The following is a 20,054-nucleotide window of genomic DNA, read 5'->3' as shown; positions in this document are numbered from 1 at the left end:
CGAGGGAACTAGGAGTGTTGCAAATGGCGGGATATTTTGAGCTCGTGGACGCGCCCGACGGCGGCTACCGCATTCGGATGATGGACGGGGCAGGGCAACTGATGGCAGTCTCAGTGACGTTTCCCACCAAGAAAGCCGCCGTTGCCGGCGTCGCCCAGGCAAGGGAAATCGCCGGAACCGGCCTGATCAGGGACCGCAGCGCCGATGGCCGGGCCGCCGTGCCCGGATCGTCCGCCCGGGTGATCAGGGGGCGGCGCGGCGGTGCCGGGCGCTCAAACTCCACCCTGGGGGGCTCGCTGGCGGGCAAGAGGGCGCAGGCCCGTACCTGACCTGATCATCGAGTAGGCCGTTTCCCCAGCCGGTTCGCCGCGCCGAACGGTTACAGTATGGCCATGGAGCAGCGGGGGAATCGGAACTCCGGCCGTGCCCGCAAGAATCTGCTGGGCCGTGTGGCGGTGCCGCTCACTGCCGCGGCCATGCTCCTCGCCGGGCTGGCCCTTCTTGCCCGGCCGGGGACGCAGGAGGACTTTGGCTGGGTCGCGTATGCTCCGCTGGCCACGGGGCCGGTCGTGCTGCAGGGGCTCATGATCATGGGCCCGTGGATCTGGGCAGGGGTCGCGCTGATCAGCACCGGGTTGCTCCTGCTGGCGTTCTGGTCCGGCTACCGCACGGGCCGGCAGGCCCGGGACCGCGGCGACGACTCCCGCTAGGCGGCTGCCGCTCGGCCGTCCGCCCCGCAGCCGGGCTGAAGCGCCTCCCGCCGCTCGGCCGTCCGCCCCGCAGCCGGGCTGAAGCGCCTCCCGCCGCTCGGCCGTCCGCCCCGCAGCCGGGCTGAAGCGCCTCCCGCCGCTCTGCCGCCGCCGCAGACAACACATTTCGCGGCAGTCCGGGCGCGAAACACTGCCGTGATGTGCCGTCTCGGCGGTACGCTGGCCGGGCAGCGCGTAACCGTCGAGGAGGACCTCATGAGCCAGCACCACACCCCCGGAAGGGTCGCCGTCGTCACCGGAGCCGGTTCCGGCATCGGCCGCGCAGTGGCCAGGCTCATGCTGGCCGAGGGATACCGGGTGGTCCTGGCGGGGCGGCGGGAAGAAACGCTCCGCGAGACCGCGGCCGGCCACCGCCAGGCGCTCGCGGTCCCGTGCGATGTCACCGTCCCCGCCGACGTCGAACGGCTTTTCGCCGCCGCGCTGGGGCAGTGGGAGCGCGTGGACGTGCTCTTCAACAACGCCGGCGTGTTCGGCCCCGCCGCCGCGGTGGACGAGATCACCGTGGAGGACTGGGACGCGACCCTCGCCGTGAACCTCACAGGGTCCCTTCTCTGCGCCGCTGCCGCCGTCCGGGCCATGAAGGCCCAGTCGCCCCAGGGCGGGCGGATCATCAACAACGGTTCGGTCGCGGCGCATTCGCCGCGGCCGCGGACGGTGGCCTACACGGTGACCAAGCACGCCATCACGGGGCTGACCAAAAGCATTGACCTGGACGGGCGGGGCTTCGGCATCAGCTGCGGACAAATCGATATCGGCAACGCGGCGACGGAGCTCATGGAGGAGATTGGCGTCGGTACCGGGGCGGCCCAGGCGGACGGCAGCCTGCGGGCCGAGCCGACCTTTGCGGTGCAGGATGCCGCCCGGGCCGTGCTGCTGATGGCCGGGATGCCGGCGTCGGCCAACGTGGGATCCCTCGTGGTGACAGCTGCGGGCATGCCGTTCATGGGGCGCGGCTAAGGCGCGGCTGGGGGCGCGGGCCCGGCTGGTGGGTCCTGCGGGACGCCGCCGGGGGACCTAGAGGGGCAGGAGGGCGGACAGGTCCGCGCGCAGTCCCGAGGCGGCAACACGGCCGGCGGCGACGGCGTCGGCCCAGCTCAACCGTCCGCTGACCATCGCCAGCCAGGTGTCGGCGTCGCACTCGATGACGTTTGGCGGGGTGCCGCGCGTGTGCCGCGGGCCCTCGACACACTGGGTGACGCCGAATGGCGGGACGCGCACCTCCACGGAGTTCCCGGGCGCCCGCGCGGTGACTTCCTCCAGGCAGTAGCGCACTGCCGTCGCGATCGTGGTGCGCGGGACGGCGCCGGGTCGTCCAGAGCCCGTGACTCCGGCGGCCGGCACGTTCGGGCCCGGTGCGGTCGCCGTGGCTTCCTGCCACGCGGCGAGGGCSGCGCGGCCCTCGTCCACAGCGATTCGACGGCGCGATACAGCCACTTTCCCGAGTCTCCTAGTCCAGCAGCGCTGCGACGGCCCGCCCGAGCCGGATCTTGCCCACCGGGCGTCCCCCGCCCAGTACCGGGTCCACCACCTTGTCCAGGACGCTGGACACTTCAGGGATTTCGACGGCACCGGAGGCCGCGAGGAGCGTCAGGCCTACCAGCGTAGTGGCCCGGATGTTGCCGTCGAGCATCTTGATGGCAACCGAGACGCCCTGGCGGGTGGCCATGACCAGGACGCCCTCGGCGCCGATCTTGGCCAGGATGCCGAGTTCGTCCATGACGATCGTGTTGGCCTGCCCGCGCCCCTGGACGGCCCACGGGTAGTCCAGCATGGACGTGGCAATGGTGGCTGCCCGCGCGTTCGAGTTCTTGTCGCCCGGGGCCTTGGCCAGCTTCGAGTAGGCCCGGGCCAGGCCGATCAGGGAGACGGCGGCAACCGGCGCGCCGCAGCCGTCGATGCCCAGGTGGGTGATGCGTTCGCCGCAGTACTCCTCGATCACGGAGCGGATGCGCTGCTGCAGCGGGTGGTTGGGTTCGAGGTAGCTGTTCTTGTCCCAGCCGTTCTCCGTGCACGCCCAAAGGAACGCGGCGTGTTTGCCCGAACAGTTGAAGGCCAGCCGGGACTTGCCGCGCTCGGTCTGCACGAGCCAGTTCCGGGCCGTCTCATCCTGGGGCCAGTCGGCCGGGCACTGCAGCTGGTCTTCCTTGGCCCCGGCCGCCTTGAGCATGCCCTCGACCACGTCCATGTGGTCCAGGGATCCGACGTGGCTGCCGCACGCGATGGCCACCTGGGCGCCCCGCAGGGGCACGCCGGACTGCATCGAGGCCAGGGCCTGCAACGGTTTGAGCGTGGACCGGGCAAAGATCGGGGCGTTCACATCGCCGAGCTCGATCACTACCGTCCCGTCCGCGGCCAGCACCACGGCCGAGCCGATGTGGCGGGACTCCACGAAGCCGCTGCGTTCGATGACTGCCAGTTCGACGGCGGAGTCGACTGTGAATGTTGCATGCGGGTTCAAAGCCATGCTGCAAGTCTATGGTGCCCGGTGCTGATACCCCGGTTATTCCACGGTCACCATCACCGACTGCCAGCCGGCGGCGCCGTCCGGGACCGGATCCGCTCGCTTGTCCGTCTGGACCTCGCCCTTGCCGTCCGTGGCGCGCACCTTGATGTAGTGCGGGCCCGGCGTGGCATCCCAGTCCAGGGACCACTGCCGCCACGTGATGAGGGAGGCCTCGGCGGAGAGTACCGCCTCGGTCCAGGGCCCGCTGTCGATCTGCACCTCGACCTTGGTGATCCCGCGGGTCTGGGCCCACGCGGTGCCGCCGATGGCGATCTTTCCGGCAGGGACCTTGGCGAAGGACTTGGGCACCTCGACCCGCGCCATGGTCTTGATCGGGCCGCGTTCGGACCAGCCGCGCTGGGTCCAGTACGCCTTGCTGTCCGCGAACCGGGTCACCTCCAGGTCCACCACCCACTTGGTTGCGGAGACGAAGCCATACAGGCCGGGAACCACCATCCGCACCGGGTAGCCGTGCTCGAGCGGGAGCGCCTCGCCGTTCATGCCGATCGCCAGCATCGCGTCGCGGTCGTCCTGGAGGACCTCCAGGGGCGTGGAGGCGCTGAAGCCGTCAGCCGAGGTGGAGAGCACCATGTCCGCGCCCTGTGTGGGGCGGGCCAGCTTCAGGGCGTCGCGGATGGGCATGCCCAGCCATTTGGCGTTGCCGGCCAGGTTGCCGCCGACCGGGTTGGACACGCAGGTCAGGGACACATGGGATTCGATGAGCTGGGCGTCGAGCAGGTCCTGGAAGGTAAGCCGGACCTCTTGTTCCACGAGGCCGTGGATGCGCAGTTCCCAGTCCTGGACGTTGATCTCCGGCACGCTCAGCGCCGTGTCGATCCGGTAGAAGTCCTTGTTCGGGGTCAGCCACGGCGTGACGCCGGGCGCCTTGGACTGGACCCCGGCCGGGACCGCGGCGGCGGCCTTGGCGGGCGCGGGCAGCTGCAGCGACTCGCGGGCCGCGGCCACGTTGCTGCGGGCCGCGCTCAGCAGGCGGCCGCCGGTGGCGGCAACAGCCGAGGCGGCCGCGGTGATGCCGGCGGCGGCGAAGAACCCGCGCCGCGTGGTCGCCGGGCGCTCCGGTTCCTTCGCGGCGACGTCGGCGGCCCGGTCCGGCCATTCCTGCATCCGCCACAGCCGGGTGATCAGGAGCCGCAGCACCACCAGCCCGGCGACGGTGCCGATCAGGGAGGGAATGGCATCGACCGGCTTGACGCTGGCCCGCGTCACCACGCTGCCGACGATCACGGCGCCCATCAGCACCACCCCGGCCACACCCAGGGCCCATTTCCGGTACGCCACGATGCCGAGCACGCACGCCAGGAGCAGGATCGTGACCGCCATGCCGACGAACAATGCGGCCTTGTCGTTGGTGCCGAACGTTTCAACGGCGAAGTTCTTCATCCACAGCGGCGTGAAGTCGATGAACGTCGATCCCAGCGCAATCAGGGGTGTCGCCCGTGTGGTGAAGAACGCCCCGATCAGTTCCGCGACGGACAGGACGATGGCGGCCGCAGCCACTCCGGCCACCGCGGCCAGGGCTGTGGCGCCGCGCGACCGCTTGCTGGGCTTCATGCTGGGTTTGTTCATACATGCCATTCGTAGCCGTGCGCCCCGCGGATTGTCCGGCGCCGGGCTTGGCTCCGGGGCGTGGGCCTGCCCTCCTGCCGGACCCTGGCGTGGACATACCCCGCGGTCCCCGGGACATGCCCAGCCTTGGGGCCCGGGCGTGGGCATGTTCTCCGGCACCACGGGACATGTCCAGCCCTGGGGCCCGGGCGTGGGCATGATTTCCGGCACCACGGGACATGTCCAGCCCTGGGACCCGGGCATGGGCATGGTGGCATTGTGCCCATTGGACGTGGCCGGGACTGGGCATATCCCGCGGGTGGCCCCGGTGCCCGGCGCCGCCGAGCCGCGGATTGCCCGGTGCCCCCGAGGCGCCGCGGCGAAAATTGAGCATGTCCAGCGGCCGACACAGCTTAGGAGCCTTCGGGGTGCACCACGTACCCTTGGAGACTGTGAAGGTACTTGTCATCGGCCCCGGCGGCCGCGAACACGCCATTGTCCGATCCTTGCTTGCAGACCCGAACGTTTCCGAGGTCCACGCGGCCCCGGGCAACGCCGGCATCAGCGCGCTGGTCCCCACATACGCGATCGACGCGAACGATCCCGACGCCGTCGCCGCGCTGGCCCTCAAGCTCACCGTTGACCTGGTGGTGGTCGGTCCGGAGGCGCCCCTCGCCGCCGGCGTGTCCGACGCCGTCCGCGCCGCCGGCGTCCCGGTCTTCGGCCCCAGCAAGGCCGCGGCCCAGCTGGAAGCGTCCAAGGCCTTCGCCAAGGAAGTCATGGCCGAGGCCGGCGTGCCCACCGCAATGGCCCGCGTCGCCTCCAACGCCGGGGAAGCCGCCGACGCCCTCGATACCTTCGGCGCCCCGTACGTCGTCAAGGACGACGGGCTCGCGGCCGGCAAGGGCGTCGTGGTCACCTCCAACCGCGACGAGGCCCTCGCGCATGCCCAGACCTGCTTCGACGCGGGCGGCACCGTGGTGATCGAGGAGTTCCTGGACGGACCCGAGGTCTCCGTGTTCGTCCTTTGCGACGGCACCAACACCGTTGCCCTGTCCCCGGCGCAGGACTTCAAACGCATCTTCGACAACGACGAGGGCCCCAACACCGGCGGCATGGGCGCGTACACACCGCTGGAATGGGCCCCCGAAGGCCTCGTGCAGGAAGTGATCGACCGCGTCGCCCAGCCCACGGTCAACCAGATGGCGCACCGCGGCACCCCGTTTGTCGGCGTCCTCTTCGTCGGCCTCGCCCTGACCTCGCGCGGCACGCGGGTCATCGAATTCAACGTCCGGTTCGGCGATCCCGAAACCCAGGCCGTCCTCGCCCGGCTCAAGACGCCCCTCGGCGGGCTGCTCATGGCCGCGGCCAAGGGCGAGCTGGACAAGGTGCAGCCGCTGCGCTGGTCCAAGGACACGGCCGTCGCCGTCGTCGTGGCCGCCGAAAACTACCCCGACACCCCGCGGACGGGCGACCGCATCCGGGGCCTGAAGAAGGTCGACGCCCTGGACGGCGTCCACGTGATCCACGCCGGGACCAAGCTCGACGGCGAAGGCAAGGTCGTCTCCGCCGGCGGCCGCGTCCTGGCTGTGGTGGCGCTGGGCACGGACCTCGTGGAGGCCCGGGAGCGGGCGTACGACGGCGTCGAGCTCGTCCAGCTGGACGGCAGCCAGTTCCGCACTGACATCGGCGGCAAGGCCGCCCGCGGCCAGATCCGGGTAGCCGGGCCGGGAACCGCGGCCGCGTCGAAAGCGAAGGCATGAACGTGACCGAATCCGCAGCGCCGACGCCCGGCACCCAGCCCGGCACCCAGCCCGAGACCACGCCTGAGACCATGCCTGAGACCCCGCCTGAGACCGTGCCTGAGACCGTGACCAAGGGCGGGCTCGACACCGCCACGCAGGACCTGCCCGGCTGGCGGCACGTCTACTCCGGCAAGGTCCGCGACCTTTACGTCCCCGCGGATCCGGCCGTCGCGGAACGCTTCGGCCAGGACTGTGTCCTGGTGGTGGCCAGCGACCGGATCAGTGCGTTCGACCACGTCCTGGCCAGCGAGATCCCGGACAAGGGCCGCATCCTGACCCAGCTGAGCCTGTGGTGGTTCGACCAGCTCGACGTCGCGCACCACGTCCTCGCCTCCACGGCCGACGACGGTGTCCCCGCCGCCGTCGAGGGCCGGGCAATGATCTGCAAGAAGCTGGACATGTTCCCGGTCGAATGCATCGCCCGCGGCTACCTCACCGGCACCGGGCTCGCGGAGTACCGCGCGTCAGGCACAGTGTGCAGCATCCCGCTGCCAGCCGGCCTGGTTGACGGGTCACGGCTGCAGGAGGCGATCTTCACGCCGTCGGCCAAGGCCGAGGTGGGCGAGCACGACGAGAACATCACTTATGACGCCGTCGTGGGCCTCGTGGGTGCGGACGTCGCGGCGGACCTTAGCAGGCTGACCCTGAAGATCTATACCAAGGCCGAGGAAATCGCGCGCGGCCGCGGCATCATCCTGGCGGACACCAAGGTGGAGTTCGGCCTCGACGCGGCGACCGGTGTCATCACCCTCGGCGACGAAGTGCTGACCCCGGATTCCTCACGGTTTTGGGATGCGGCCACGTACCAGCCCGGGCAGGCGCAGCCGTCCTATGACAAGCAGTATGTGCGCGACTGGCTGACCTCGCCGGAGTCGGGCTGGGACAAGGCCTCGGACACGCCCCCGCCCGTCCTTCCGGCCGACGTCGTGGCGCGCACCCGCAGCCGCTACGTGGAGGCCTACGAGAAGCTCACCGGCCGGACGTTCGCCTAATCTAGCCCGGCCGGCCGGCCGTTCGCCTAGCCGAGACGTTCGCCTTGCCGGGCCGTTCGCCTGGCAAGGCCGGGGCTAGGCTTCCGCGGAAGCGGCCTCGGCCCGGCGCTGGGCGAGCTTGATCTCGAGCACGGCGTCCAGCGCCTGCTGGACCCGGTCCGAGGCGCCCGCCGCGCTGAACTCCTTCTGGGCTTCCTCGAGGTACACCAGCGCCTCCGCGGCCTCCCCGGCAGCCTTGAGCGCCTTCCCGAGCAGCAGGGAGACCTCGCCGGCCGTGTGCCGGGCCAACGCCTCCCGCTCGGCATGGATCTCGCGCAGCTTCTGGACGGCGGCAACGATGTCGCCCGTGAGGTAGAGCCAGCGGGCCCGGATGAAGGCGACCTCCAGCTGGTCGGTCTTGTTGCCGCCGACAATCGACAGGGCAAGTTCGGCGCGCTCGATCGATGAGAGCGTCTCGGGTTCGACGATTCCCGAGGACAGGCGGACGGCGGCGGAGGCCTTGTTGAACCGGGCCCACAGGTCGATGTCGTTGGCCGGGGAGAGCAACCGGCCGGCCCGCTCGTGGTACTTGATCCCCTCGGGGTAATCGTGGCGCATGAAGGCCACGTTGCCGATCACCCAGGCCACCTCGCCGGCGAGCTGGGACATCGAGTGGTCGTCCATCTGGTCGTTCATGGCCTGGCAGTACTCCCAGGCCTCATCGAGCCGGCCGCTCTCGGCCAGGGCACCAATCAGGGCGCGGAGGGCACCGATGATCATGGTGGAGCCTTTGGGCAGCTGCGCGCAGAGCCGCACCGCTTCCTGCGCATGCTCGACGGCGGCGGTCAGCTGCCCCTGGCCCTGCGAGGCTGCGGCGAGCATCTGCTGGGCCCGGACGCCGAGCCCGGCAGACTCCGCGGCCATCGGGTGCTCCAGGAGATTCTGGACCACGTCCTTGCACTCCTGCCAGAGGCCCTGCTTGATCAGGCACTCGGCCTGCATATAGGTCATGTTCCACCACGCGCTGGTGTTCCTGGCCTCCAGGGCGATCTTGGCGGCGGCGGCGGCGTGGGTGGCGGCCACGGGGTAGTCCCGGAGGTCCCAGGCCTGCCGGGCATACAGTCCCGCGAGCACGTATTCGGCGTCGCTGACGGACACCGGCTGGCTCCAGGCCTCGAGCGCTTTGGGGGCCAGTTCAAGCCGGCGGGCAAGCTCCTCGATGACATCGGCGGTCGGCTCGCGGCGTCCGGTTTCCAGCAGAGAAATGTAGCTGGGGGAGTAAAGGTCACGGCCCAACTCCGCCTGCGTCAGGCCCCGTTCGAGCCGTTCCGCGCGGAGCTTCTCCCCAAATCCGTTCCCCACGGATACCTCCTAATTCCGGACATTCTTTGTACTAAATGCTTGACAGTCTCTGTAGAAACCATTTTACAATGTGTGTCAACAAGGGTAGTGCTGACTTGGTTAAGGAACCCCAACCCATATTGAGGAAACTTATGTTGAAGAAGATTGCAGCCGGCGCCGTTTTGGCGGGCGCACTGGCATTCTCCGCCGCGGCCCCGGCCGTGCTGTCCGCTGCTTCACTTACCGATGTCTCAGACGTTGCCGCCGTCGGCAACTGGCCCGATCCCATGCGCACCGCCCAGGCGGTGGGCAACTGGCCCGACCCCATGACCCACTCGCTGAATGTCGGTAACTGGCCCGACCCGATGTAACAAGCCCGATGTAACAGCCCCGATATGGCAGACCCGGCGCAGCAACGGCCGGCTGCCTGTGGCACGGATATCCGGCACAGCCCCGGGAGATTTCCTCCCGGGGCTGCGTTGTGTCCGGAGGCGGGGGGGCAGGGCGCTGGGCCGGGCCGATCGCCGGTGCCGGCTCATGAAATCGCGCCGGACCTGCAGCCGGACCTACAGTCGGAAATACAAAAGAGGACCCTCCGTGTGGAGGGCCCTCTTTGTGTTTGGTCGGGATGACAGGATTTGAACCTGCGACCTCGTCGTCCCGAACGACGCGCGCTACCAAGCTGCGCCACATCCCGATCCGTTGCTTCAAAAGCAACTTCACAAGAGTATCCGATCATGGCCCCGGATGTGAAATCGGGCGCCGGCCGGGACGTGTCCCGCCGTCGTTCCGGCCCGGACGCCGACCGGTCCCGGCAGGCGCTGTTCAGACCAGCGAGTCTTTCCAGGCGCCGTGGAGCCGGGCGAAGGCGCCGCCGTCGCCGATCAGTTGCTCCGGGGTGCCGTCCTCGACGACGCGTCCGTCGTGCACCACCAGTACCCGGTCTGCCGTCTCCACGGTGGAGAGCCGGTGGGCAATGATCAGCGCCGTCCGCCCGGCACCGGGGGCCGAGTCCGGGCCGGGGGCCGGGTCTGCAACGGGTTGTCCGCCGCCCGCCTGTCCACCGGACGGCCGCTGGCCTGCCTCCCGGGTGCCGGCCTCCCGCGTCCCGCGCAGGAGCCCCGCGAGGCCCTGCTGGACCATGCGCTCCGACGGGATGTCCAGCGAGGACGTTGCCTCGTCCAGGATCAGCACGGCCGGGCGGGCCAGAAACGCGCGGGCGAAGCTGATCAGCTGGCGCTGCCCGGCGGAGACACGGCCGCCGCGCTTGTTGACGTCGGTGTCGTAGCCGTCCGGCAGTTCCATGATGAAGGCGTGCGCCCCCACCGCCCGGGCCGCGCCCTCGATCTCCGCACGCGAGGCTTCGGGCCGGCCCAGGGCGATGTTGTCCGCCACGGAGCCGCTGAACAGGAAGGCCTCCTGGGTGACCATGACGACGTTCCGGCGCAGGTCCTCGGTGCTGAGCTGGCGCAGGTCCACGCCGTCGAGGGTCAGGGACCCGGCGGAGACGTCGTAGAAGCGGGCAATCAGCTTCGCGAGAGTGGATTTGCCGGCGCCGGTCTGCCCGACGAGCGCGACCGTCTGCCCGGCGGGGATGTGCAGGTCCAGCCTCGGGATGACCACCGGGCCGTCGCCGTAGCGGAATTCGACGCCGTTGAAATCGATGCTGCCCCGCGCGTCGTACAGGGCCGCGGGTGTTTTCGGCGGTCTGACAGTGGGCCGCTCCTCGAGCAGGCCCGAGACCTTTTCCAGGGCCGCCTGGGCGCTTTGGAAGGAGTTGTAGAACATGGCCATCTGGTCCACCGGCTGGAAGAAGCGCTTGGCGGACAGGATCAGGGCCAGGAGCACGCCGACCTCCAGGTCGCCGCTGAGGACCCGGAAGCCGCCGGTGAGCAGCACGAGGGCCACGCACACGTTCCCAATCAGCACCAGCCCCGGCTGGAAGATGCCGTTGAGGTTGATGGAGCGGACGGTCGCGCGGCGGTAGTCCTCCGACAGTTCGGAGTAGCCCGCGGCATTCTCGCGTTCCTTCCGGAAGGCCTTCACGGCGCGGATCCCGGTGATGGTCTCCACGAAGTGCACGATCAGCCGGGCCGAGACCACCCGGGATTCGCGGAAGGCGATCTGGGAGTGCTTCTGGTACCAGCGGGCCAGGAAATACATCGGCACGCCGGCGGCCAGCACCAGCACGCCGCTGCGCCAGTCCAGGGCGAACACCGTCACGGCGGTAAACGCCATGAACAGCATTCCCGAGGCCAGCGAGCTCACGCCGGAATCCAGGAGTTCGCGCAGGGCCTCCAGGTCCGAGGTCTGCCGGGCGATGATGCGCCCCGAGGTGTATTTCTCGTGGAATTCCAGGCTCAGCCGCTGCGTGTGGCGGAAGACCCGGACGCGGAGGTCCAGCAGCATCGCCTGGCTGAGCCGCGCCGTCGAGGTCACGTACAGGGCGGTCAGGCCGGCCGCCACGACGGCCGCTGCAAGGTAGGCGGCCCCGGTCAGCACCAGGGGAAGGTTGTCGCCGGCGCGCACGGCGGGCAGGGCGTGGTCGATGCCGAAGGCGATCAGGGCCGGCCCGGCCACGCGGGCGGCCTGGGACAGGACGACAGCGCCGATCGTCAGCCAGAACCGGGCCCGGACGGGGCGGATCAGGGAGCCCAGGAGGGTCAGGGAGCGCCGCCGGACGGCCTTGCTTTCGTTCCTGCTGAGGTGCGCGTTGTCCTCATTGGCGGTGCCGAACGTTGCGCTGCTCATCGGGAAATCTCCTCGGACTGGTCCTCGAGGGCGGACAATTCTGAATCCAGGTCCCGCGGTTCCGGGTCCAGGCTGGCGATCACGTAGCGGTAATGGCTGTTCCTGGCGAGCAGCTCCGCATGGGTTCCGACGGCGGCGATCCGGCCGTCCTCGAGCAGGGCCACCCGGTCGGCCAGCGCCACCGTGGAAGGCCTGTGGGCCACGATCAGCGTGGTCGTGTCCGCGAGGACTTTGCGCAGCCGGGCCTCGACGAGGACCTCGGTGTTCACGTCCAGCGCCGAGAGCGGGTCGTCCAGGACCAGCACAGCCGGTTTCGCGGCGATGGCCCGGGCCAGGGCGATGCGCTGGCGCTGGCCGCCGGAGAGGCTGAGGCCCTCCTCGCCGATCAGGGTATCCACCCCGTCCGGCAGGGAGTAGGCGAAGTGGGCCTGGGCGACGTCGAGGGCTTCCTCCAGGGCCGCGTCGCGGCCCTCCGCCGATCCGGCGTCGGGCGCGCCGAGCAGGACGTTGTCCCGGACGGAGCTGGAGAACAGCGTGGTGTCCTCAAACGCCACGGAGACCACGGTGCGCAGGTCCTCCACCGCGAACTCGCGCAGGTCCACCCCGTCGATGGTGATGGCACCGCCGGTGACGTCATAGAGGCGGGGGACCAGCTGGAGCAGGGCGCTCTTGCCGCCGCCCGTGATGCCCACGAGGGCCATGGTTTCGCCGGGGCGGATGTCCAAGGTGATGTCCTTGAGGATCGGCTTGTCCGGGGCGTCCTCGAACGCGAACGAGGCATTGCGGAAGCTGAGGGCACCCTTGAGGCCGGCGGGGCGGCGGGGCTGGTCCGGGCTGGTGATGGTGTTCTGCGCGTCCATGACCTCGAAGTGCCGGTCCACCGCGGACTTCGCGGTGAGGGCCATCGCCAGCAGCATGCCGCAGAACTCGACCGGCGCGGCAACCACGGCGGCGGTGGCGAAGAAGGCCACCAGGGACCCGATGGAGAGCTGGTCCGTGGAGGCCAGCAGGATGCCGACGACGAGGCCGGCCCCGAGCGCGAGTTCGGGCAGGAGCGTCACCACCAGGCTGAAGGTGGCCAGGTGCTTGGCCTTGGCGATCTCGGTCTGGCGGAGTTCCTCGGCCTGTTCGTTGAAGTTCTCCAGGGCCTCCCGGCTGCGGCCGAAGGCCTTCAGGACGCGGATGCCGTGCACGGATTCCTCGACCGTGGTGGCGAGGTCCCCTGCCTGGTCCTGGCTGCGCCGGGCCACCTTGCTGAACCGGGTGCGGAAGCGGAATCCGTAGATCATGATCGGCACGGCGGCGGCCAGGAAGATCAGGGCCAGCTGCCAGCTCATGGCAAACATCACGGCGACGCCGATCACCACGGTGAGCGTCGTGACCACCAGCATGATGGCGCCGAAGGCCATCCAGCGGCGCAGGAAGTTCAGGTCCGTCATGGCCCGGGACAGCAGCTGACCGGAGCCCCAGCGGTCATGGAAGGAAACCGTGAGGTCCTGCAGATGTCCGTAGAGCGAGACCCGCATCCGGGTCTCGACGGTGGTGGCGGGATTGATGACGAACTGCCGGCGCAGGGCCACGAGGCCCGCCTCGGCGATGCCCAGGACCAGGATGAGGAGCGAGGCAGTCCAGACGGCTTCCGCGCTGCCGCCGGGGGTCAGGGACTCGTTGACCAGCACGCGCAGCACCTGCGGGATGGCCAGTGCCATGACGCTGGCCAGCAGCGCACAGAGCAGGCCCATGACCAGCCGGGGCAGGATTGGCCTGACGTGCGGGTAGAGACGGCTGATGGAGGTGAAGAATGAGCTCTGCTTGGCCATGCCTGCTTCTTAAGACGCCCGTGCATAGATCGCACCGTTGAATGTAGTTTCCTGTAGCAACTACCCTAGGCCATCGGGTGACGGGATTCACACGTTGTTCAGCGCTCCCAGCATCTCGCCCAGTCATTGCGATCCGCAATGGGGTACGGATGGCTGGGCACCCCGGGACATGTCCAGTGGTGCCGCGCCCGGTGGGACATGTCCAGTGGGGGTGCCGCGTCCGGTGGGACATGTCCAGTGGTGGCCGTGGCGGGTGGGCATGGTGGGTCTATGCCCATTGCTCGCGACCGGGGGAGGGCATGTCCCGTGGGGCCGGCGCGAGGGGAGGACATTCCACCCGCCAGACCGCCAGACCGCAGGACGGGCAGGACTGGCTGCGGCCAGGCCTAGGCGCGGGAGGTCAGCGTTAGCAGAACGGCTTCGGGCCGGCAGGCAATGCGGACCGGGGCGAAGCGGGACGTGCCGATGCCGCCCGAGACGTTCACCGGCGTCGTTCTCCCGTTGCTCTCCCAGGTGTGCAGCCCCCGGGCCCGCCAGGTGGGCAGATCGCAGTTGGTGACCAGGGCCCCGTAGCCCGGGACGCAGATCTGGCCGCCGTGGGTGTGGCCGGCCAGGAGGAGGTGGGCGCCGGCTTCGGTGAAGTGGTCGAGGACGCGCTGGTAGGGTGCGTGCGCGACGGCGATGCGCAGGTGCGGGTCGGCGTCCCTGCCCTTGGTCCCGCGTGGCCAGCCCGCGTACCGTTCGAGGCGCAGGTGCGGATCGTCGACGCCGGAGAAATCGAAGCGCATGCCCTTAAGCACCACCGACTGGCAGCGGTTGGTCAGGTCCACCCAGCCGGACATGCCGAACTCGGAACGCAGCCGGGGCCAGTCGAGCCTTTCCGGGTGTTTGCGCTCACCCGAGGGCCCGAGCAAATATGACGCCGGGTTCTTCAGGCTCGGGCCGAAGTAGTCGTTCGAGCCGGGGACAAACACGCCGGGAAATTCCAGCAGGGGTCGCAGAGCCGCCACGAGGGGGTCCACGCCCTTGGCATGGCTGAGGTTGTCGCCCGTGTTCACCACGAGGTCCGGCCGCAATTGCGCCAGGGAGGACAGCCACTGCGCCTTCCGGTGCTGGCCCGGAACGAAGTGGATATCGGACAGGTGCAGTATCCGGAACGGGCCGAACCCGGCCGGCAGAATGGGGAGGGTTTCCTCCCTGACCACAAACTGGTTCTTCTCCCACAGCCCGTAGCCGGTAGCGGCCGCCCCCGCCGCCGTCCCGATCGCGGCGGTCACGGCAAAGCCGCGTCCGATGCTTCGAACGCGGCTCGCCAGATCATTGCCCAGGGTCATCGGCTACTTCTTGCCGGAGGACTTCGTGGGTGCCGGTGTCGGGTCGGCGGACGGTTGCGTGGCCGGCTCGGTGCTCTTCCCGGTCGGAATGGTGGTCCGCGGCACTGTTACCGGGTCCGGGACCGGGGCCGGGGAGTACAGCATGTCCGACGGCGGGGCCGGGAACGGATCGGTGCCGTAGGCCGGTGCCACCTGGGCCATGTAGTTCGAGAACTGCGGCCCGGCGATCATGTAACCGTCGATGCCCTTGTAGAAGTTGCCGTTGATCGTGACATTCTGCCCGGCACGCTTCTGGTCGCCCAGGGGATCGCCAAACCACGTGGCCGTCGCGAGGCCGCTGGTGTAGCCCGCCACCCAGGTAGAGCTGTTGTTGTCGTTGGTGCCCGTCTTCGCCGCAATGGGGAAAGTGGTCCGGGTCGAAATCCGGGGCACAATGAGCGAGCCCGAGCCGCGGTTGAGCACTTCCTGCATAGCGTACGCGACGCCGTGGGCCACCTCGGGCTTGATCGCGTCCCTGCAGTTGGGTGATTGGGCCGGCAGCTGGGCGCCGGTCGCGTCTGTTACCGACTCGATGGCCATCGGTTCACAGTACTTGCCATTGTTGGCGAAGGTGGCGAATGCGCTGGCCATGGTCAGCGGCGCCGTCTGGGTGGACCCGATGAGGTTGCCGAGGGTGGTCATCGGCACCGGGGGGTTGGGGTTGTCCGCGCTCGGCAGCCCGCCGTGGATGCCCACTGCGTCCACGACCTTCTGGATCCCGCAGAGGTCCACCTGGGCGGCGGAAGCGAACGTGATGGTGTTGATGGAGTTCGCCAGGCCGTCAAGGACGGACATGTACTTGTAGTGGGTCTCGTCGGCGTTCTGTAGGTCGTAGCTCCCGTTGGACGCGTCATACCAGCCGGTGGTCGGTGCCGGGCAGGTGTTCTTCCAAGGGAAATTCTGTGGATATCGCCGCACGGCGCCGTTGAGCTGGGTGCTCATCGACTTGCCCTCGTTGAGCCACTCCGCGAACGTAAACGGCTTCATCGTGGATCCGGGCTGGAAGCCGCCGAGGCCGTTGAGGTCATTGCCCTTGGCATCCTGCACGTCCACGTTGAAATTCTGGGTCTGGTCGAACTTGCCGTCGGCCGGGAACCAGACGGTGTTCTGGGCCATGGAGACGATCTTGCCGGATCCCGGCTGCACGGACACCAGCGAGGCGCCCCACTTGTCCGGGTTCGCGCCGGCCGACCCGTCCACCTGGGCCTGCGCCACGGACTGGGCCTTCGGATCCAGCGTGGTCTTGATGGTCAGGCCGCCGCGGAAGATCTTCCGCTCACGCTCGGCCGCGTCGGCCCCGTAGGCCGGGTTGTTCAGGAGCAGGTGGAGCACGTAGTCGCAGAAGTACGGCGCCGTCTGTGAATAGGCACAGCCCTGGCGGGGCTGGGTGACCTTGGTCTGCACCGGTGTCGCGACCGCTGCGTCGTAATCGGCCTGCTTGATCTTGCCCTGCGTCAGCATCGCGCGGAGCACGAGGTCGCGACGGACCTTGGCGTTCTCCGGATTGGTGATCGGGTCATAGTAGGAGGGGCTGTTCACGACGCCGGCCAGCAGGGCCGCCTGCGGCAGGGTCAGGTCCTTGGCCGTGGTGCTGAAGAAGAACTTGGACGCGGCTTCGATGCCGTAAGCGTCCCGGTTGAAGAAGACGATGTTCAGGTAGCCCTCGAGGATCTGCTCCTTGGTGAACTTCTTCTCCAGCGCGATGGCCAGCTTCATTTCACGGAGCTTGTCCCCGACGCCCTTGTTGACGCCGTTGAGCAGGACCTCGCTGCCCTTGCCTTCGGCCTCCAGCGAGGAGTTGATGACGTTGTTCACGTACTGCTGCGTAATCGTGGACGCGCCCTGCTTGTTGCCGCGGGCGGTGCTCACGAGCGCGCGCAGGATGCCGGTGGTGTCCACACCGCCGTGCTCGTAGAAGCGGCTGTCCTCGATGGCGATGATCGCGTCCTTGATGTGCGGTGACATCTGGTCCAGCGAAACACGGGTGCGGTTTTCCGCGTAGAGGTTGGCGATCGGGCTGCCGTCGGACGCCAGGATCGTGGTCGACTGGCTCGGCGGATCGACCTTCAGCTCTGCGGGGAGCGTGTCAAAGAACTGGATCGAACCGCTCGCCGCGCTGCCCGAAACGGCCGCCGCGGGGACCAGGAGGCCCGCCACCAGGACACCGCAAATAGCGCTCACGCCCAGGAAAAGAAAGATCTTTCCGAGGGTGGTGGCCGTGTCGAATAAAGGGTTCTTGCCAGTCGCCATGTTTTCCACTTTACCGGCAACGACTAGGCTTTATGTCATGACCAAATGGGAGTACGCCACGATTCCGCTCATTATTCACGCCACAAAGCAGATCCTGGACCAGTGGGGTGACGACGGCTGGGAGCTCGTCCAGGTTGTTCCGGGACCCGATGGAAACGGCCTGGTTGCCTACCTGAAGCGGGAGAAGCAGTAGCCATGAGCACCCCCTCAGAAGCCGTTCCGGCCACGCCGGCGGGCGCGGAAAACATCTCCGAAAACACAGCCGGCGCAGCGAGCCCCACGGCCGGCGCGGGCGCGTCGTCCGCCGTCGAACGGCGCCTCGCGGAGCTGGGCCTGACGCTCCCCGACGTTGCGGCTCCGGTCGCGGCGTATGTTCCGGCCGTGATTTCCGGCAACCACGTCTACACATCCGGGCAACTGCCGTTCATCAACGGCAAGCTCGAGGCCACCGGAAAGGTTTCCACCGGTTCGGCGGGCGCCTCCGACGAGTCCACGGTGTCTCCGGAGGACGCGAAGGCCTACGCTGCCGTCTGCGCCGTCAACGCCCTGGCCGCCGTCAAGAGTGTGATCGGCGACCTCGACCGCATCACGCGGATCGTCAAAGTTGTCGGATTTGTATCCTCCGACCCTTCCTTCACCGGCCAGCCCGGTGTCATCAACGGCGCCTCGGAGCTGCTGGGCCAAGTCCTCGGCGACGCCGGCCAGCACGCACGTTCCGCCGTCGGCGTATCCGTTCTGCCGCTCGACTCGCCTGTCGAAGTCGAACTGATCGCTGAATTCGCCTAGTAGACCGGTTACTTCGTTGCCTCAGTTAGAACGCCGCCTGTTCGTCCTGCCCCCGGATCTTGAGGGAGCAGCCCGCAGCTGGATTGAACACGGTGAGCGGACGCCCCGCGCGCCCCGTTTGGCCTCCTCGGTGATCCTCCTGCGGGATTCGCCCACGGGCCTGGAGACCTGGCTCGGCTACCGGACGGGGTCCTCCCCGCTCGGTGTCCTCGCCTTCCCCGGCGGATCGCTGGAAGCCACCGACGACGACGCCGTCGGCTGGCTGGGCCCCTCACCCCAGCACTGGGCCGAGCAGATGGGGACGTCCGACGTCGGGCTGGCGCGCCGACACGTCGTAGGTGCCATCCGTGAACTGTTCGAGGAGACCGGCATCCTGCTGGCCGGCCCCGACCTGTCCACCACGGTGGAGCTGACCTCCCGCGCCGACTGGATGCGCGCCCGCGAAGCCGTGGCCGAGCAGGAGAAATCCTTCACCGACCTGCTCGCCAAGCGCGGGCTCTCGCTGCGCACTGACCTGCTCAAACCCCTGGTGAACTGGCTCAGCCCCGATTTCGCGCACCGCCGGTTCAATACCCGGTACTTCGCCGCGACGGTGCCCGTGAACCAGCAGCCCTCGCTGCTGGCCAGCAAGGGGATCTGGGGCCGCTGGGTGTGTGTCCGGAAAGTCGTGAGCGAGCGGGACAGCACCGTGCTGGGTGACGAGGTGGGGCAGGAGAACACCGTCGGCCGGACCCTGGGCGAACTCCTGGTCCCTGGCTCGGAGATCATGCTTGAGAAGATGGCCAAGGCCAACGGCTGCATCGCCTACCTCAGCTACAAGCGCAAGGCCCACGTCTACCAGCCGAAGCTGGTCGAGGAAGACGGCCGTCTCATGCTCGAAGTCGAAGCAGCCAAAACGATCGCCGGCGAACCGCAGCGGGAACGCTAGGCCCGGGGAGCGCCGACGCCACGGAAGGCTGGCTCCATGCGGGCGGCCTGTTAGGGCTTGGCTGCACGGGGAGCCCGGGACGTGGCCCGGGACATGCCCCGGGACGTGCCCCGCGCTGCTCCTAAGGACTGGACATGTCCCTTCGTGCTGCGTGCCGGCCCGGGACATGTCCCGCACTCCTCCTGAGCGCTGGACATGTTCCTTCGTGTTGCGTGCCGGCCCGGGACATGTCCTCCGGTCGGCCTGTCCGGTGGACATAGTGGCGTTATGTCCAGTCCTCGCAGCCGGGGCTGGACATGTCCCTTGATGCCCGGTGCGAGCCCGGGGACATGCCCCGCCCTGCTCCTGAGCACTGGACATGTCCCTTCGTGCTGCGTGCCGGCCCGGGACACGTCCCGCGGACAACCAGCCGGGGACCTGCTCCGAGAATTAACGGCAGAAGATTAACGGCAGAAGGCCGGTCCCGTTTCCGGGGCCGGCCTTCGTGGTTGCTGCTGGGGATCCCTAGCGGGAACGCTGGCGCAGGCGCTGCATGTCAAGGATGACGACGGCGCGCGCTTCCAGGCGCAGCCAGCCGCGCTGCACGAATTCTGCGAGGGCCTTGTTGACCGTTTCACGGGAGGCGCCGACCAGCTGGGCGAGCTCCTCCTGCGTCAGTTCGTGGGCGACCAGGACGCCGTCGGTCGCCGGGCGGCCGAAGCGGTCGGCCAGATCCAGCAGCGCCTTGGCCACACGGCCCGGCACGTCGGAGAAGACGAGGTCGGAAAGGGAATCGTTGGTGCGGCGCAGGCGGCGTGCCAAGGCCTGCAGCAGCTGGGCCGAGACCTCGGGGCGGGTGCGCAGCAGCGCGTTGAGGCTCTCGTTCTTCAGGCCGGCGAGACGCGTCTCGGAAACGGCAGTTGCCGTGGCCGTGCGCGGGCTGGGGTCGAACAGCGCCATTTCGCCGAAAAGTTCGCCAGGGCCGAGGATGGCCAGCAGTGATTCGCGACCGTCCGGCGACGTGCGGCCGAGCTTCACCTTGCCGGAGACGATGAAGTAAAGCTGGTCACCCTGGTCGCCTTCCCGGAATACCGAGGCACCGCGTGAAAGGTCCACCTCGGTAAGTTCGTCCGTCAGCAGACGGAACGCCTCGTCGTCGAGCGTGGCGAAAAGGGGTGCGCGGCGCAATACCTCGATATCCATGAAATCTC

At 68.7% G+C, this 20,054-nt stretch carries 18 protein-coding genes and 1 tRNA gene; 9 read left to right on the top strand and 10 right to left on the bottom strand.

The window, feature by feature from the left end; genetic code table 11:
- Positions 1-23: 23 nt before the first annotated feature.
- The 3 genes from AC1D0A_RS00405 (at position 24) to AC1D0A_RS00395 (ending at position 1,727) form a co-directional block, all read left to right on the top strand.
- Entirely contained in the window at positions 24-329 is a 306-nt protein-coding gene (locus AC1D0A_RS00405; RefSeq protein WP_028276137.1) for a DUF1508 domain-containing protein, read from the top strand.
- Positions 330-392: 63 nt separating this feature from the next.
- Positions 393-710: a hypothetical protein gene (locus tag AC1D0A_RS00400; RefSeq protein ID WP_243181720.1), complete on the top strand. Its 318-nt coding sequence runs from the start codon at positions 393-395 to the stop codon at positions 708-710.
- Between the two features lie 255 nt (positions 711-965).
- Positions 966-1,727 (top strand): SDR family oxidoreductase, encoded by a 762-nt coding sequence (locus tag AC1D0A_RS00395; protein WP_028276138.1) that lies wholly within the window; start codon positions 966-968, stop codon positions 1,725-1,727.
- Positions 1,728-1,784: 57 nt separating this feature from the next.
- Here AC1D0A_RS00395 and AC1D0A_RS00390 read toward each other — a convergent pair whose 3' ends face one another.
- From AC1D0A_RS00390 to AC1D0A_RS00380, 3 genes are read right to left on the bottom strand one after another with little or no spacing between them, the layout of a single operon-like run.
- Entirely contained in the window at positions 1,785-2,204 is a 420-nt protein-coding gene (locus AC1D0A_RS00390) for a sterol carrier family protein (RefSeq protein WP_476944937.1), read from the bottom strand.
- Positions 2,205-2,217: 13 nt separating this feature from the next.
- Entirely contained in the window at positions 2,218-3,234 is a 1,017-nt protein-coding gene (locus AC1D0A_RS00385) for an asparaginase (RefSeq protein ID WP_079555582.1), read from the bottom strand.
- Between the two features lie 36 nt (positions 3,235-3,270).
- Entirely contained in the window at positions 3,271-4,845 is a 1,575-nt protein-coding gene (locus AC1D0A_RS00380; RefSeq protein WP_476944936.1) for a molybdopterin-dependent oxidoreductase, read from the bottom strand.
- 446 nt (positions 4,846-5,291) lie between these two features.
- Between AC1D0A_RS00380 and purD the strand changes: the two genes are divergently transcribed.
- Together purD and AC1D0A_RS00370 are read left to right on the top strand one after the other, a co-directional pair.
- Positions 5,292-6,602 (top strand): phosphoribosylamine--glycine ligase, encoded by a 1,311-nt coding sequence (purD, locus tag AC1D0A_RS00375; RefSeq protein ID WP_476855508.1) that lies wholly within the window; start codon positions 5,292-5,294, stop codon positions 6,600-6,602.
- A 71-nt stretch (positions 6,603-6,673) separates the two neighbouring features.
- Positions 6,674-7,636 carry a phosphoribosylaminoimidazolesuccinocarboxamide synthase gene (locus AC1D0A_RS00370; RefSeq protein WP_279294403.1) on the top strand — a complete coding sequence of 321 codons (963 nt, stop codon included), beginning with the start codon at positions 6,674-6,676 and terminating at the stop codon, positions 7,634-7,636.
- Positions 7,637-7,711: 75 nt separating this feature from the next.
- Here AC1D0A_RS00370 and AC1D0A_RS00365 read toward each other — a convergent pair whose 3' ends face one another.
- A complete protein-coding gene (locus AC1D0A_RS00365) occupies positions 7,712-8,977 on the bottom strand; it encodes a helix-turn-helix domain-containing protein (protein ID WP_028277680.1) in 1,266 nt (421 codons plus the stop codon).
- A 131-nt stretch (positions 8,978-9,108) separates the two neighbouring features.
- On the opposite strand from AC1D0A_RS00365, the gene AC1D0A_RS00360 reads away from it, so the two are divergent.
- Positions 9,109-9,327 (top strand): hypothetical protein, encoded by a 219-nt coding sequence (locus AC1D0A_RS00360; RefSeq protein WP_018776166.1) that lies wholly within the window; start codon positions 9,109-9,111, stop codon positions 9,325-9,327.
- 249 nt (positions 9,328-9,576) lie between these two features.
- Here the strand turns inward: AC1D0A_RS00360 and AC1D0A_RS00355 are convergent.
- The 5 genes from AC1D0A_RS00355 to AC1D0A_RS00335 all read right to left on the bottom strand — a co-directional run bounded on the left by AC1D0A_RS00355 (position 9,577) and on the right by AC1D0A_RS00335 (position 17,150).
- Positions 9,577-9,653 (bottom strand) — tRNA-Pro (locus AC1D0A_RS00355).
- A 128-nt stretch (positions 9,654-9,781) separates the two neighbouring features.
- Positions 9,782-11,707: an ABC transporter ATP-binding protein gene (locus tag AC1D0A_RS00350; protein WP_476944935.1), complete on the bottom strand. Its 1,926-nt coding sequence runs from the start codon at positions 11,705-11,707 to the stop codon at positions 9,782-9,784.
- On the bottom strand, positions 11,704-13,527 hold the full coding sequence (locus AC1D0A_RS00345) for an ABC transporter ATP-binding protein (protein ID WP_243181724.1): 1,824 nt from the start codon (positions 13,525-13,527) through the stop codon (positions 11,704-11,706). The genes AC1D0A_RS00350 and AC1D0A_RS00345 overlap by 4 nt, the downstream gene beginning before the upstream one ends.
- Positions 13,528-13,913: 386 nt before the next feature.
- Positions 13,914-14,861 (bottom strand): metallophosphoesterase, encoded by a 948-nt coding sequence (locus tag AC1D0A_RS00340; RefSeq protein WP_243181725.1) that lies wholly within the window; start codon positions 14,859-14,861, stop codon positions 13,914-13,916.
- A 3-nt stretch (positions 14,862-14,864) separates the two neighbouring features.
- A complete protein-coding gene (locus tag AC1D0A_RS00335) occupies positions 14,865-17,150 on the bottom strand; it encodes a transglycosylase domain-containing protein (protein ID WP_476944934.1) in 2,286 nt (761 codons plus the stop codon).
- A 37-nt stretch (positions 17,151-17,187) separates the two neighbouring features.
- Between AC1D0A_RS00335 and AC1D0A_RS00330 the strand changes: the two genes are divergently transcribed.
- The 3 genes from AC1D0A_RS00330 to AC1D0A_RS00320 are packed head-to-tail and all read left to right on the top strand — an operon-like array spanning position 17,188 to position 18,864.
- On the top strand, positions 17,188-17,343 hold the full coding sequence (locus AC1D0A_RS00330) for a DUF4177 domain-containing protein (protein WP_003797879.1): 156 nt from the start codon (positions 17,188-17,190) through the stop codon (positions 17,341-17,343).
- Positions 17,344-17,345: 2 nt separating this feature from the next.
- Entirely contained in the window at positions 17,346-17,936 is a 591-nt protein-coding gene (locus AC1D0A_RS00325; protein WP_476944933.1) for a RidA family protein, read from the top strand.
- Positions 17,937-17,952: 16 nt separating this feature from the next.
- Positions 17,953-18,864, top strand: a complete 912-nt coding sequence (locus AC1D0A_RS00320; protein WP_243181727.1) for an NUDIX hydrolase — start codon at positions 17,953-17,955, stop codon at positions 18,862-18,864.
- A 504-nt stretch (positions 18,865-19,368) separates the two neighbouring features.
- Here the strand turns inward: AC1D0A_RS00320 and AC1D0A_RS00315 are convergent.
- Positions 19,369-20,046, bottom strand: a complete 678-nt coding sequence (locus AC1D0A_RS00315) for a Crp/Fnr family transcriptional regulator (protein ID WP_011693220.1) — start codon at positions 20,044-20,046, stop codon at positions 19,369-19,371.
- Positions 20,047-20,054: the final 8 nt, after the last annotated feature.

Source organism: Arthrobacter sp. P1_D4 (assembly GCF_056406115.1).
The sequence above is the reverse complement of the archived record's forward strand: the minus strand, read 5'-3'. Positions and strand labels throughout refer to the sequence as shown.